We start from the raw sequence: 12,512 nt of genomic DNA, 5'->3' as shown, positions 1-12,512 counted from the left end.
ACGGGCGAGCGTAGTGCAAATCGCACCTCACGCTGGCTTGCTGGCCAGGGTGGTGGCGTGGGTCAGCGCGCTGGGGCGCGGCGAGGGGCAGGTTTCGCAGCGGTGGCAACAGGGGCTGCCGCTGCCTTGCCCGTGCTTCCAGCCGGGGCCTTTTTTACGGGGGACTTGGCCTCCTGGGTGGGCGCGGCGTAGAACCCCAGGAACATATCCACCGCATCCCCTACCACTTGCGCTTGCTGTGCGGCGCTCAAGGGTGGCTGGCCCATGGCCAGCTGGGGCCAGAACGCAAATGCCTTGACCATGCCCTGCAGTTGCTGCGCGGCATAGGGCACGTCCATGGTGGCGCGCAGGCGGCCATCCTGCTGGGCCGCGCGCAGCCAGCGCGGCAGGCCCTCTTCCTTGGCCGAGAGCTTGGCGGTGATGCCGCGCGCGCGCTCGGGGGTGTGCATCATGTCGGCCATGGCCACGCGGCTCAGGTCGATGAAGCTCGCGTCGTTGAGCAGGCGCATCTTTTGCGCCAGCAGCTCCAGCAGTTGGTCGCGCAGCGGGCGCGTGGGGGTGTAGGCCAGTTCGTCGGGTGACTGGCTGCGCTCCCACATCAGCAGCAGAATGGCTTCGAACAGTTCTTCCTTGCTTGGGAAGTGGTTGTACACCGTGCGTTTGGACACATCCGCCGCTGCGGCCACGCGGTCCATGCTGGTGCCGTTGAAGCCGTGTTCGCGGAACTCGCCGATGGCGGCCTGCACGATGGCATCGCGCTTGCGGTCGGTCAGGCGAGGGGTGGGCTGGGAGGCGATCATGCGCAAATTTTACACCGGGTAGTTTACTTTTCTAAAAAGTGCACTACACTGTGCAGTGTAATTTCTATGTCGCAGATCCGGTGTCACTCTCCATCGCCCGCCGCCGCCGTCTGCTCCCGGCACTTTGTGTCGCCTTCGTTGTACTGATCGCCATGGCCTACAGCCTCTTTTCCCGCGCCGCCCAGCCGGTGGCCGCCTATGAACAGTCGCCGCAGTTTGCGGGTGGCAAGTTTCGCAACGTGGCACCCCGCCATGCGCTGGGCGCCCTCAAGACGCTGCAGGTGATGTGGCGCTTTGCCACCGGCAAGCCCGACGACTCGGTGCCGCGCCAGCCCGTGCCGGTGTACGCGGTGATGCGGTCAGACCTGCTGGCCGCGCCCGACCTGAGCCTGTGGCGCCTGGGGCACTCCACCCTGCTCTTCAAGATCAACGGCCAGTTCTGGCTGACCGACCCGGTGTTTTCCGAGCGCGCCTCGCCGTTCCAGTTCCTGGGGCCCAAGCGCTTTCACGCGCCGCCCATCACGATTGACGAGCTGCCGCCCATCACCGGCGTGATCCTGTCGCACGACCACTACGACCACCTGGACTACGCAGCCATCCAGAAGCTTGCGCCCAAGGTGGAGCACTTCATCACGCCGCTGGGCGTGGGCGACCGGCTCATCGCCTGGGGCGTGCCGGCGGCCAAGGTGCAGCAGTTGGACTGGTGGCAGGGCACCACCATCGGCGGGCTGCAGCTGGTGGCCACGCCTGCGCAGCATTTCTCGGGCCGTGGCCTGTCGGACGGCAACAGCACGCTGTGGGCCTCGTGGGTGCTGATCGCGGGTCAAGGCGCTGACCAAGTCCGCGTCTTCTTCAGTGGCGACACGGGCTACTTCGACGGCTTCAAGGCCATTGGTGAGCGGTTCGGCCCGTTCGATCTGACCCTGATCGAAACGGGCGCCTACAACGCCGACTGGCCCGACATCCACATGCACCCCGAGGAGAGCCTGCAGGCCCATCTGGACGTGAAGGGGCGCCATCTGTTCCCCATCCACAACGGCACGTTCGACCTGTCGCTGCACCCGTGGGTGGAGCCGTTCGAGCGCATCACCGCCCTCGCGGCGGCAGCGCAGGTGCCGCTGGTGGCGCCCATCATGGGCGAGCGGCTGGACATCCGCGCGCCCGCGCTGTCCACGCACTGGTGGCGCAAGGTGGAGCCGCAGGCTGTGGTTCAGACGGAGGGCCTTGGCACGGCCCTGGCCCCGCAGCCCGGCGCGTGGTGAAGCACCAGCGCCCGCATCACCGCTGACGCACGAGGCCGCCCACCACGCGAGCGGCCGCGCGGATCTCTGCATCGTCAAACCCCGCATAGCCCAGCAGCCAGCCCCGGCGCGCCGACTGCATCGCATAGCGCGACAGCGGCGCCAGCATCACGCCCGCCGCCAGCGCCTGGCGGCTCAGGGTTTCGTCGTCGGTGCCGGGTGCTACCTCGTGCAGCAGGTGCATGCCACGATCGCTGGTGGCCAGTTGCCAGGCGCCGTTGCTGGCCTCGGCCAGTGCGGCGCGCAGCGTGTGTTGCCGCTGCAGGTACAGCTCGCGCATCTGCCGCAGGTGGCGCAGCAGGTGACCTTCGGCAATGAAGCGTGCCAGCACCGCCTGGGTGTCGCCCGGTGCATGCCGGTCGGTGATGGCGCGGGCCATGGCAAAGGCCTCCACCAGCGCGGGCGGCACCACCACAAAGCCCAGGCGCAGGCCCGGGTGCAGCGTCTTGCTGAAGGTGCCCACGTACAGCACGCGCTCCGAGCCCGGCAGGCTGCACAGGGCAGGCACGCGCTGGGCCTTGCCATCGTTCTTGCCGTACTGGAACTCGCCGTCGTAGTCGTCCTCGACCACCCAGGCGTCATGCGTGCGTGCCCACTGCAGCAGCGCCTGCCTTCGCGCCAGGCCCATGCACACGCCGGTGGGGAACTGGTGCGTGGGTGTGACGACGGCCATGCGCGCGTTCGGCCATTGCGCCGCAGCGGTGTCGATGCGCAGGCCGTCTCCATCCATGTCCACCGGCCGCGCCAGCGCGCCGTGGCCCAGCAGGCTGGCGCGGATGCCGGGGTAGCCGGGGTCTTCCACGAGCACCTCGTCGCCTACGTCCAGCAGCAGCCGCGCAATCAGGTCAATGCCCTGCTGCGAGCCCGAGCACACCACCACCTGCGCCGCATCGCAGCGGATGCCGCGCGAAGCCCATAGCCATTGCGCCACGGCCTGGCGCAGGTCGGGGTCGCCAGCCGGGTCCAGGTACTGCGCGCGGTTACTGCGCTGGCCTGAACTGGCCTGGCGTGTCAGGCGGTCCCACAGCGCAAACGGAAAGGTGGCGACTTCTGGCGCGCCAATGCGAAACGCCTTGGCCGCCGCCAGGGGCGGGCGCCAGCGCGCCGCTGTGTCGGCTATCAGCTGCCCCCGGCGCGACAGGCCCCGGGGTGGCGCCACCAGGCCTTGCGGGGCAGGCAATGTGGCGGCCACGGCCTGCGACACATAGGTGCCGTCGCCCACGCGGGCTTCCACATAACCCTCGGCCTGCAGGCGTTGCACGGCCCACAGCACGGTGTTGCGCGACACGCCCAGGCTGGCCGCGTGCTCGCGCGAGGGTGGCAGGCGGATGCCCGCGCGCAGGCTGCCCTGCTCGATGGCGCGGCGCAGTTGCGCATACACCTGCTGGCGCAGGGTGGCAGTGGTTCGATTGGCTCCGGGGCTGGGCACAAATTGGCTCTTTCAATATGGGGATGTACTCATAAACTGAAGAACCATTGTAGAAACCCGGGCCCCCTAACGGGTCCGATCCTCTTGAAAGCACCCCATGGCCGAGCACACCGCCACCATCACCTGGTCCCGTGGCACCGACGACTTTCTGGACAAGCGCTACCACCGTGCCCACACGTGGCAGTTTGACGGCGGCGCCACCGTGGCCGCGTCGTCGTCGCCCCATGTGGTGCCGCTGCCGTACTCCGACGCGGCGGCGGTGGACCCGGAAGAAGCCTATGTCGCCGCGCTGTCGAGCTGCCACATGCTGTGGTTCATGGACTTCGCCAGCCGCGCGGGCTATCGGCTCAACCGCTACACCGACGCGGCCGTGGGCACCATGGCCAAGAACGCAGAGGGCCAGCTGGTCGTCACCCACGTGCAGCTGAGGCCCGTCACGCGCTTTGACGCAGCGCACGCGCCCAGCGCTGCCCAGCTGGAAGACCTGCACCACCGCGCCCACACATCGTGTTTTCTGGCCAACTCGGTCAAGACGCAGATCGACTGCGCCCCGGTGCTTGAAGTGGAAGGGGGCTGACATGGCCAACCCCCACCGGCAGTTTCAGGTGGCCGATGCCGCTGCCCAGCAAGCCCTGGTACGTGCCCAGCCTTTGGCCACACTGGTCATTGCGCACGAAGGCGCGCAACACGTCAATCACATCCCGCTGTACCTGGACCCGGCGCGCGGCCCGCAGGGCACGCTCATCGGCCATGTGGCGCGCGCCAACGCGCTGTGGCCGCTGTTGCCCCAGCAGGCGGTGGCGGTGTTCCACGGCCCGCAGGCCTATGTGTCGCCCTCGTGGTATCCGTCCAAGGCCATCGACGGCAAGCAGGTGCCCACCTGGAACTACGCCACCGTGCACGCCCACGGCGCACTGAGCGCGTTTGACGACCCCACACGCCTGCGCGGCATCCTGCACACCCTGAGCGAGCAGCACGAGGCCCACCGCCCCGACCCCTGGCGCATCGACGACGCGCCGCCCGACTACATCGACAAACTGCTGCGCGCCATCGTGGGCATCGAGCTGGCGGTGGAGCGCTGGGAGGGCATCTGGAAGGTGAGCCAGAACCGCACCGATACCGACCGCGCCGGCGTGGTGCAGGGCCTGATGGCGGAGGGCACCAGCGCGGCCGAGGACATGGCCGCGCTGGTGCTGGGCCGGTTGATGGCGTGAGGGATGCGATCGGCAGGGGCTATCAAAATTGATAGCGCCCCAGGCATGATGCACTAGCGCTACCGCCCGTTTTGGCGCCAAAACCTCGTGCTAACACATTCTCAGGCGCCCTTCACCCTTCCAGCGTCTCCACCTGCAGCGTGACCACCGGCCCCGCCACTGCAGGGTGCGCCGCCAGTGCAAACACGGCCAGGTCCACGGTGGACTGCGCCACGGCATCGGTCAGCACCAGTACCTGGGGGCCGCTGCCGGGGGGCAAGGCCTTGTCATGTGCCAGTGCCACCTGCAGCACCGGCACGTGCTGCGCAGCCAGCCAGGCGCCCACGGCCTCGATCTGCTGGGCGCTGTGCACCGGCACGCGCAGATAGTGGCGGGTGTGGACGGCCGCGCGGGGCAGTACCGCCAGTTGCTCGTCCACGGCCTGGGGGTGGAAGCCCAGGTGTGGCACGCGCTGCGCCGCGTGGGTGCCATCGAGCCGCGCCACATCCACCAGGTCGGCAATCACGGCCGATGCGGTCTGCTCCGACCCCGCGCCCGCGCCGTAGTACATCGTCACGCCCGACGCATCGCCCTTGACCATCACGGCGTTCATCGACCCGTTCACATGCGCCAGCAAATGTGTGGCGGGCACCAGCGCGGGCTGCACGCGCAGCTCTACCCCTTCCACATTGCCTTCCGCGTCACCCGCCTTGCGCCGCTTGGCCACGCCCAGCAGCTTGATGCGAAAGCCCAGTTGCTCGGCACAGGCCACGTCCAGGCCCTGCAGTGCGGTGATGCCCTCCACCTGCGCATCGGTAAACCGCACCGGCATGCCAAACGCATTGGCCGCCAGCAGCGAGATCTTGTGCGCTGCGTCGATGCCCTCGATGTCAAACGTCGGATCGGCCTCGGCATAGCCCAGCGCCTGGGCTTGCGAAAGCGCTTCGGCAAAGCCCACACCCTCGTCGCGCATCTTGCTCAGGATGAAGTTGGTGGTGCCGTTGATGATGCCCGCCACCCACTCGATGCGGTTGGCCGTGAGGCCCTCGCGCAGTGCCTTCACGATGGGAATGCTCACGGCCACCGCGCCTTCGTAGGCCACGGCCACGCCGTGCTGGCGTGCTGCGGCAAAGATCTCGTTGCCATGCTCGGCCAGCAGCGCCTTATTGGCCGTGACCACATGTTTGCCCGCACGGATGGCGGCCAGCACCCAGTCGCGAGCGGGGCCGGTGCCGCCAGCGGCCTCCACCAGCACATCCACGTCGGGGTGGGTGGCGACCTGCATGGGGTCGTTGGTCAGCGCCACGTCCTTGCCCACCACGCCCATGGCGCGGGCCAGGCTGCGGGCGCAGACCACCACCAGCTTGATGCCGCGGCCCGCACGGCCCGCAATCAGCGCCTGGTTGCGCGCCAGCACGCGGAAGGTGCCTGCGCCCACAGTGCCAATGCCAATCATGCCCACGCGCAGGGGGCGCATGGCCGTGGCGGACGACGGCAACAACGGGGCTTCGAGGGACTGGACGGGATCGCGGTACATGGACTTCTCCGGCTAACGAACAAACAAAAAAACCCAGCTGCCAGAGCTGGGTTTCGTGCATTCGTCTTGGGGGAGAAGAGAGCGATCACCAGGTGGCTGCCGAAACGGCCACCTGCGCGTGCTCAGGTGGCCGCGGTGGTAATGGTGGTAATCATTCGTGCACCCAGTGCCCGCTGTTCACCACTGGCCCGCGTGAGTGCGGGCGGCATCATGCCCATGCCTTGGAAGGCAGCGGCGCGTGCGGTGGTGATGGGGAGAGAGGTGAACGACATGAAGGGCGCAGTGTACCGGATGCAGGCCGGGGCCTGTCAACCCGCCTGTCCGCGCCTATGCGCACCTGTGTGCGCCTGTGGGCAACGGCCTCACCGGGCCTGGGTGGCCGCCACCCGCACCATGCGGATCGCATCGAATGGGCAGCGCACCGCACACAGCGCGCACCCGGTGCAGCCGGGCGCATCGTGCAGGGTGGAGCACTTGGGGCCCCAAGGCCCCGCGCCCAACACCTGCAGCGACAGCACATGCGGCGGGCACACCGCAATGCACCAGCCGCAGCCGGTGCAGCGCTGGGGGTCGATGGTGGGCAGGGCCTTGGGGGTGGTGGTGGTCATGGGGTGCGGTGGTGCTGGCAGTGTGCCCCTGGAGGGGCCTCCCCACAAGGAGCGCGCTACAGTGCCCCCCATGAACGCAGAACCCCACTCCACCATCACCCGCCATCTGTTGATCACCGGCCAGGTGCAGGGCGTGGGCTACCGCTGGTCCATGGCGCAGGCCGCCAATCGACTGGGCGTGACGGGCTGGGTGCGCAACCGCCAGGATGGCCGCGTGGAGGCCTGCGCCTGGGGCCCGGAGCCCGCCGTGCTGGCGCTGATCGACTGGGCGCACCAGGGGCCAGCACATGCGCGGGTGGACCGCGTGGTGGTAGGCAATGTGCCCGATGGCGGCGAGGCCCCGCAGGGCTTCACGCAGCGCGAGACGGTGTAGCGCCCAGCTGCCTGAGCAACTCCATCGCCCCTGCCGGCGCCCGCTCTTTGGCGCCGTTGATGAAGTACACAAACACATCGCGTGGCCGGTCGCCGCTGGTCCAGGTGCGCACGCCCTGTGCCCATTGCGCAATCGCATCGGCGGTGTAGCCCGTGGGCACATCGGCCTGGCTGCGCATCAGCCGCAGGTAGGCAAAGTCGGCCTCTGCATCCGCGATGGCGGGAAATTGGTCGGAGTCGGTGTACACAGGCACGCAGCCATACCGGCGCGCCAGCGCCACAAACGCTGGCGTCGCGAAACTCGGGTGGCGCACATCCAGCGCGTGGCGCAGCTGCAGGCCCTCCACCTGCTGTGGCAGCAGCGCCAGAAAAGCCTCGAAATCCCCCGGCTCAAAGACCTTGGTAGGCATGAACTGCCACACGATGGGCCCGAGCTTGCCCTTCAGTTCCGAGATGCCACTGTCGACAAACCGCGCGATCGAATCGCCCGCGTCCGCCAGCACGCGCCGGTGCGTGGCAAAGCGGTTGGCCTTGAGTGAGAACACAAAGCCTTCGGGCGTTTCATCGCGCCATTTGGCAAAGGTGGGTGGTTTGAAGGTGCTGTAGTAGGTGCCGTTGACCTCAATCGCGGTGAGCTGTCGGCTGGCGTATTGCAGCTCCCTGCTGTGCGCAAGCCCTGCGGGGTAGAAGTTGCCGCGCCAGGGCTCGAAGGTCCAGCCGCCGATGCCGACGCGGATGCGTGGGTTGCTGGCGCTGATCTCGCTCTGCGGGGTGCTGACAGTTGTGTCCACGGCGTTGCCCTTTTGAGAGTCCACGGAGCGGCCACTGTAGCAGCGGCGCTGGTGCGCATGCCTATGCCGGGAGCGCTTCTGGCAGATCTACCCGCGCCTCCAGCCCCTGCGCGCCGTCCGCGCGTGGACCCAGTATCAGGCGGCCGCCCAGGGCCTTGGCCAGCTCGCTGGCAATGGCCAGGCCCAGACCGGTGCCACCGGTGCCCCGGTTGCGCGAATCTTCCAGCCGCACATAGGGCTGCAGCACGGCGGCGAGGTCTGCCGGGGGGATGCCAGGCCCATGATCGATGACGCGCACCAGGCACTGGCCTGGCCTTTCTGCCTCCAGCGTCAGCTCGGCGGCACCCGCAAACTTGAGCGCGTTGTCCACCAGGTTGCACAGCAGGCGGCGCAGGGCCTGGGGGCGGGTGTCGCAGGTCACATCCACTGCCTGCAGCACTTGTACCGGCAGGCCGGCATCGGCGTAGTCGCGCGCAATGCTCTCCACCAGCGCGCGCAGGTCCACGCGCTGCGGGGGCTCGCGCACGGCCTGCGATGAGCGCGCGTAGGCAATGCCCTCTTCCACCAGCGACTGCATTTCGGCCAAGTCGGCGTGCAGCTTGTCGCGCAGCGTGGTGTCGTCCAGCAGATCCGCGCGCAGGCGCAGCCGGGTGATGGGTGTTTGCAGGTCGTGCGAGACGGCGGCCAGGATCTGCATGCGTTCCTGAAGATGCGCCTGGATGCGCTGCTGCATGTGGTTGAAGGCAACGGCGGCGCGCACCACTTCGCGCGGGCCGTCTTCAGCCAGCGGCACGGTGGGGCGGTCGGCGCCCAGCGCATCGGCCGCATCGGCCAGCGTGCTCAGGGGCCGCGTGGCTGCACGCACGGCCCACGCGCACAGGCCCACCAGCAGCGCCAGCTGCAGTGCCAGCGCGCCCAGCACCCAGGGCGATATCTGCAGCCGGGGCTCGTCCATGTCCACGGCCAGGGGCGTACCGTCGGTCAGGCGCAGCTGCAGCCGCAGCTCGGTGCCCGGCACATGGGGGTCGATCACCTGCACGGCCCGGTCGGCAGGCAGTGTGGCTGCCACGGCGCTGGCGACCAGACGTGCGAGTTGGGATGTATCTGCGGGGGCGTCCAGCGGTTCGGCCAGTGCAAAGCGGTAGTTGCGGCGCGCCAGCCGGTCCACCCACTGCGCGCGCTCGGTGGCAGGCAGGCGTTCTAGCATGGCGACCGAGCTGGCCACGTCGCTGGCGAAATACGACACCATGGCCCGCCGCATGGTCATGCTGCGCTCGGTGAACGCCAGCACAAACGTCAGCGCATGCGCCAACGCCAGGCCCAGTGCCATCACCAGCAGAATGCGCCCGAACAAAGAGCGTGGCCACCAGCGCGACGTCATGGCGCAGCTCCTGCGGCGGCTGCCGCAGTTTGCACATCGGCGCAGAACACATAGCCCTCGTTGCGCACGGTCTTGATGTAGCGCGAGCCGCGCGCGCCATCGCCCAGCCGCTGGCGCACACGGCTTACCAGCAGGTCGATGGAGCGGTCGAACACATCGGCATCGCGCCCCTGTGTGAGCTGCAGCAGCTGGTCGCGTGTGAGGATGCGCTGCGGGTGGTCCAGCAGCACACGCAGCAGGCGGTATTCGGCGCCCGACAGCGCCACCACTGCGCCCGTGGCATCGAGCAGGTGGCGTGCGGTGGTGTCCAGCCGCCAGTCCCCAAACGTGAGGTGGCGCGCGGGCTCGGCCTTGGCCAGATTCGGCGGCAGCATGCGCGTGCGCCGCAGCACCGCGTGGATGCGTGCCAGCAGCTCGCGCGCGGCGAAGGGTTTGGTCAGGTAGTCGTCCGCACCCAGCTCCAGGCCCAGGATGCGGTCCGCCTCGTCGCTGCGTGCGGTGAGCATGATGATGGGCAGCGGCGGGGCGCCCGGGCTGCGCAGCTCGCGGCACAGTGCGATGCCGTCGGTGCCTGGCAGCATCAGGTCCAGCACCAGCAGGTCGATGCGCTGCGTGGCCAGCACCTCGCGCATTTGCCGCCCGTCGGCGGCCACGCTCACCTGCAGGCCCTGGCGCTGCAGGTACTCGGCAGCCAGTTCGCGGATGCCGGCGTCGTCATCGACGATCAGGATGTGGTCGGGAGCGGGCGTCGTCGTCATGGCGGCCATTGTCCGGGCTTTGGTGGTGCCGCGGTACGGGCTGGGTGGGCAGATATGTATCTCAACTTGTCTGCCCGGTGCATCGACAAGCGCGCATACCAAAAGCCCCTGGCCAGACAAATCGCCGATACCTGCGCTGGCTTCAATGAGGTCTTCCTGAACTTCATGAGGACCTTGCCATGAAACCATCCATCGCCGTGACCGCCCTGCTGACCCTGGGCCTGGCGCAGGCAGTCAGCGCGCAAGAGGCTGCGGCAGCGCCGCCAGCCGCTGTGGCACCAGCGCCGGGCGCCGCTCACCCCAAAGCCCCCCTGGGCCGCTGGATCACCGAGAGCGGCAATCTGGAAGTGAACATCGCTCCTTGCAACCCCGCTGGCGGCAACGCCCTGTGTGGCAAGGTGGTGCGCGTGCTGGCCAACCGCTCCATGGGCGCGCCGGGCGCCGACATGGCGGCGGCCGACGCGCGGCCTGCGCTGGGCATGACCCTGCTGTCGGGCCTGCGCCCGGCGGAGGGCGGTAGCAGCGAGTACCAGGGCGAAATCTACAACCGCGAGAACGCCAAGACCTACCGCGTCAACCTGACGCCGGCCGAGCCGGAACAACTGCTGGTGCACGCGTACGTGGGCATTCCGCTGTTCGGCAAAACCCAGGTGTGGCGCCGTCCGGCGGCCGAGCAAGAGGGCGGGCAATGACCATGGCCACCACCTCGCCATGGCTGGCCGTGGCCGCCGGCATGCTCACGGTGGGGGCGCCGTGCGTATTGCCCATGCTGCCAGTGGTGCTGGGGGCCTCGGTGAGCGGCGCCGACTCAGCGCAGCGCACACGCCCACTGTTCATTGCCCTGGGCTTTGCGCTGTCGTTCGCGGCCGTGGCCCTGCTGTTCAGCAGCTTCACGCAGGTGCTGGGTGTGTCTCAGGAAGGCCTGCGCCGGTTTGCCGCTGTGATGCTGCTGGTGTTTGGCGTGCTCACGGTGTGGCCCCGGCCGTTCCAGTGGCTCAGTCAACATGCAGGCGGCGTGCTCAACCGCATGTCCGGCCTGGGCATGGGCAGCGGGGGTGGCAACTGGGGCGGACTGCTGCTGGGCCTGAGCCTGGGCGCGGTCTGGACACCCTGCGCCGGGCCGGTGCTCGCCTCCATCCTCACCCTCATCGCTACCGAGCCACCGGGTGTGGGCACCGCCGTACTGCTGCTCGCGTATTCCACCGGCGCCGCGCTGCCCATGCTGGCCATTGCCTACGGCGGCCAGGCTGCTGCCACCCATGTGCGCCGCATCGCGCGCCACGCACACCGCGTGCAGCAGGTGTTTGGCGTGGTGGTCATTGCCATCGCGCTGGCCATGCTGTGGGAGGTGGATGGGCAGATCACCGTCTGGCTTACGCAGTTTTATCCCTCGGGCTGGGGCGGCCTGTAAGGGGCGACACCCCACCGATTGCAAGGAGCTTTCACCATGACATTGCACCCCTCTTCATCGCGCTTTTCCGATCGCCGCGCTTTCCTGGCGTCGATGGCCGCTGCACTGGCGGCCCCTGGCCTGGCGTACGCGGCGGGCCCCGCCAGCCCCGCCGCAGCGTTGCCCGACCTGGGCGCTGCGCCCGAGTTCACCGGCATCGAGCGCTGGCTCAACTCCGAACCGCTGAGCCTGGCGCAGTTGCGGGGCCGCGTGGTGCTGGTGGACTTCTGGACGTACGCCTGCATCAACTGTATCCGCACCCTGCCCCATGTGAACCGCTGGGCCGAGCAGTACACGCCCCAGGGGCTCACCGTGGTGGGCGTGCACACGCCAGAGTTTCCGTTCGAGCGCCCGACCGCCAACGTGGAAGCCGCCATGCGCCGCCATGGCGTGAAGCACCCCGTGGCACAGGACAACCGCTACGGCACCTGGAAGGCCTACAGCAACCAGTACTGGCCCGCCACCTACCTGATCGATGCGCAAGGCCGCATCCGCTACAAGCACTTTGGCGAAGGCGAGTACGAGCGCACCGAGGGCGTGATCCGCACCTTGCTGGCCGCGCGGGGCTGATCGGCCCGACCGATTCCGTTTTCTTTTTTGTTCTTCCCCATCCCACGTTTCTTGACCGAGGCCTTCTCACCATGCGCTCTTTTCATCGCCACCTCACCCCTTCCTTCACCGCCGTCGCCTTGGCCTGCACCCTGCTGGGGGCCGCGCCTGCCAGCCAGGCCCAGGCTCCGCAGCTGCCGCCGCCGGACGCCACCAACCCTGTGACCCTGCAGTTGATGCAGGGCTTCCCTCCGGCGCCTGACAAGGTCGTGCGCCTGGCCAACATCCTCAAGTACCCTAACGTGCGCTGGGCTGCGCAGCACCTGCGCGAACTGGGGCCCAC

The 12,512-nt window shown here is 68.5% G+C and carries 14 protein-coding genes and 2 pseudogenes; 8 read left to right on the top strand and 8 right to left on the bottom strand.

The window, feature by feature from the left end; all coding sequences use genetic code 11:
• Positions 1-185: 185 nt before the first annotated feature.
• A pseudogene (locus tag ACTJKQ_RS06315) lies at positions 186-800 on the bottom strand (TetR/AcrR family transcriptional regulator); the annotation flags it as partial.
• Positions 801-952: 152 nt separating this feature from the next.
• On the opposite strand from ACTJKQ_RS06315, the gene ACTJKQ_RS06310 reads away from it, so the two are divergent.
• Positions 953-2,062 carry an MBL fold metallo-hydrolase gene (locus ACTJKQ_RS06310; protein WP_108498472.1) on the top strand — a complete coding sequence of 370 codons (1,110 nt, stop codon included), beginning with the start codon at positions 953-955 and terminating at the stop codon, positions 2,060-2,062.
• Positions 2,063-2,078: 16 nt separating this feature from the next.
• On the opposite strand, the gene pdxR is transcribed toward ACTJKQ_RS06310, so the two are convergent.
• Positions 2,079-3,530: a MocR-like pyridoxine biosynthesis transcription factor PdxR gene (pdxR, locus tag ACTJKQ_RS06305; RefSeq protein WP_108498471.1), complete on the bottom strand. Its 1,452-nt coding sequence runs from the start codon at positions 3,528-3,530 to the stop codon at positions 2,079-2,081.
• A gap of 97 nt (positions 3,531-3,627) precedes the next feature.
• Here pdxR and ACTJKQ_RS06300 point away from each other — a divergent pair, with 97 nt between their 5' ends.
• On the top strand, positions 3,628-4,107 hold the full coding sequence (locus ACTJKQ_RS06300) for an OsmC family protein (RefSeq protein ID WP_108498470.1): 480 nt from the start codon (positions 3,628-3,630) through the stop codon (positions 4,105-4,107).
• 1 nt (position 4,108) lies between these two features.
• Positions 4,109-4,744 (top strand): FMN-binding negative transcriptional regulator, encoded by a 636-nt coding sequence (locus ACTJKQ_RS06295; RefSeq protein WP_440596345.1) that lies wholly within the window; start codon positions 4,109-4,111, stop codon positions 4,742-4,744.
• 112 nt (positions 4,745-4,856) lie between these two features.
• Here ACTJKQ_RS06295 and ACTJKQ_RS06290 read toward each other — a convergent pair whose 3' ends face one another.
• From ACTJKQ_RS06290 to ACTJKQ_RS06280, 3 genes are all read right to left on the bottom strand, one after another.
• Positions 4,857-6,260, bottom strand: coding sequence for a homoserine dehydrogenase (locus ACTJKQ_RS06290; RefSeq protein ID WP_440596344.1), 1,404 nt, complete (start codon positions 6,258-6,260; stop codon positions 4,857-4,859).
• Positions 6,261-6,382: 122 nt separating this feature from the next.
• Positions 6,383-6,532, bottom strand: coding sequence for a hypothetical protein (locus tag ACTJKQ_RS06285; RefSeq protein WP_158641480.1), 150 nt, complete (start codon positions 6,530-6,532; stop codon positions 6,383-6,385).
• Positions 6,533-6,622: 90 nt separating this feature from the next.
• Positions 6,623-6,868, bottom strand: coding sequence for an ATP-binding protein (locus ACTJKQ_RS06280; protein ID WP_056056843.1), 246 nt, complete (start codon positions 6,866-6,868; stop codon positions 6,623-6,625).
• 70 nt (positions 6,869-6,938) lie between these two features.
• On the opposite strand from ACTJKQ_RS06280, the gene ACTJKQ_RS06275 reads away from it, so the two are divergent.
• Complete coding sequence (locus ACTJKQ_RS06275) at positions 6,939-7,241, top strand: acylphosphatase (protein WP_015011840.1); 303 nt, start codon at positions 6,939-6,941, stop codon at positions 7,239-7,241.
• Here ACTJKQ_RS06275 and ACTJKQ_RS06270 read toward each other — a convergent pair.
• The 3 genes from ACTJKQ_RS06270 to ACTJKQ_RS06260 form a co-directional block, all read right to left on the bottom strand.
• Positions 7,219-8,031, bottom strand: coding sequence for a DUF72 domain-containing protein (locus ACTJKQ_RS06270; protein WP_440596343.1), 813 nt, complete (start codon positions 8,029-8,031; stop codon positions 7,219-7,221). The two genes, ACTJKQ_RS06275 and ACTJKQ_RS06270, sit on opposite strands and share 23 nt — an antisense overlap.
• 61 nt (positions 8,032-8,092) lie before the next feature.
• On the bottom strand, positions 8,093-9,412 hold the full coding sequence (locus ACTJKQ_RS06265) for an ATP-binding protein (protein ID WP_440596342.1): 1,320 nt from the start codon (positions 9,410-9,412) through the stop codon (positions 8,093-8,095).
• Positions 9,409-10,170, bottom strand: a complete 762-nt coding sequence (locus ACTJKQ_RS06260) for a response regulator (protein WP_099732290.1) — start codon at positions 10,168-10,170, stop codon at positions 9,409-9,411. The genes ACTJKQ_RS06265 and ACTJKQ_RS06260 overlap by 4 nt, the downstream gene beginning before the upstream one ends.
• A 179-nt stretch (positions 10,171-10,349) precedes the next feature.
• Between ACTJKQ_RS06260 and ACTJKQ_RS06255 the strand changes: the two genes are divergently transcribed.
• The 4 genes and pseudogenes from ACTJKQ_RS06255 to ACTJKQ_RS06240 form a co-directional block, all read left to right on the top strand.
• Positions 10,350-10,862 (top strand): DUF2147 domain-containing protein, encoded by a 513-nt coding sequence (locus ACTJKQ_RS06255; protein WP_440596341.1) that lies wholly within the window; start codon positions 10,350-10,352, stop codon positions 10,860-10,862.
• Entirely contained in the window at positions 10,859-11,581 is a 723-nt protein-coding gene (locus ACTJKQ_RS06250; protein WP_440596340.1) for a cytochrome c biogenesis CcdA family protein, read from the top strand. Before ACTJKQ_RS06255 ends, ACTJKQ_RS06250 begins: the two co-directional genes overlap by 4 nt.
• 36 nt (positions 11,582-11,617) lie before the next feature.
• Positions 11,618-12,190 (top strand): thioredoxin family protein, encoded by a 573-nt coding sequence (locus ACTJKQ_RS06245; protein ID WP_440596339.1) that lies wholly within the window; start codon positions 11,618-11,620, stop codon positions 12,188-12,190.
• Between the two features lie 71 nt (positions 12,191-12,261).
• Positions 12,262-12,512 (top strand): annotated as a pseudogene (locus tag ACTJKQ_RS06240) (6-aminohexanoate hydrolase); the annotation flags it as partial.

Origin of the sequence: Acidovorax sp. 22279 (assembly GCF_052045435.1) — a bacterium.
GTDB classification, from domain to species: domain Bacteria; phylum Pseudomonadota; class Gammaproteobacteria; order Burkholderiales; family Burkholderiaceae_C; genus Acidovorax; species Acidovorax delafieldii.
The sequence above is the reverse complement of the archived record's forward strand: the minus strand, read 5'-3'. Positions and strand labels throughout refer to the sequence as shown.

Excerpts from the sequence above, each read along its gene's own strand:
- ACTJKQ_RS06310 (WP_108498472.1), top strand. The coding sequence starts at position 953 with ATGGCCTACAGCCTCTTTTCCCGCGCCGCCCAGCCGGTGGCCGCCTAT.
- ACTJKQ_RS06300 (WP_108498470.1), top strand. The coding sequence starts at position 3,628 with ATGGCCGAGCACACCGCCACCATCACCTGGTCCCGTGGCACCGACGAC.
- ACTJKQ_RS06295 (WP_440596345.1), top strand. The coding sequence starts at position 4,109 with ATGGCCAACCCCCACCGGCAGTTTCAGGTGGCCGATGCCGCTGCCCAG.
- ACTJKQ_RS06290 (WP_440596344.1), bottom strand. The coding sequence starts at position 6,260 with ATGTACCGCGATCCCGTCCAGTCCCTCGAAGCCCCGTTGTTGCCGTCG.
- ACTJKQ_RS06285 (WP_158641480.1), bottom strand. The coding sequence starts at position 6,532 with ATGTCGTTCACCTCTCTCCCCATCACCACCGCACGCGCCGCTGCCTTC.
- ACTJKQ_RS06280 (WP_056056843.1), bottom strand. The coding sequence starts at position 6,868 with ATGACCACCACCACCCCCAAGGCCCTGCCCACCATCGACCCCCAGCGC.
- ACTJKQ_RS06275 (WP_015011840.1), top strand. The coding sequence starts at position 6,939 with ATGAACGCAGAACCCCACTCCACCATCACCCGCCATCTGTTGATCACC.
- ACTJKQ_RS06265 (WP_440596342.1), bottom strand. The coding sequence starts at position 9,412 with ATGACGTCGCGCTGGTGGCCACGCTCTTTGTTCGGGCGCATTCTGCTG.
- ACTJKQ_RS06260 (WP_099732290.1), bottom strand. The coding sequence starts at position 10,170 with ATGACGACGACGCCCGCTCCCGACCACATCCTGATCGTCGATGACGAC.
- ACTJKQ_RS06255 (WP_440596341.1), top strand. The coding sequence starts at position 10,350 with ATGAAACCATCCATCGCCGTGACCGCCCTGCTGACCCTGGGCCTGGCG.
- ACTJKQ_RS06250 (WP_440596340.1), top strand. The coding sequence starts at position 10,859 with ATGACCATGGCCACCACCTCGCCATGGCTGGCCGTGGCCGCCGGCATG.
- ACTJKQ_RS06245 (WP_440596339.1), top strand. The coding sequence starts at position 11,618 with ATGACATTGCACCCCTCTTCATCGCGCTTTTCCGATCGCCGCGCTTTC.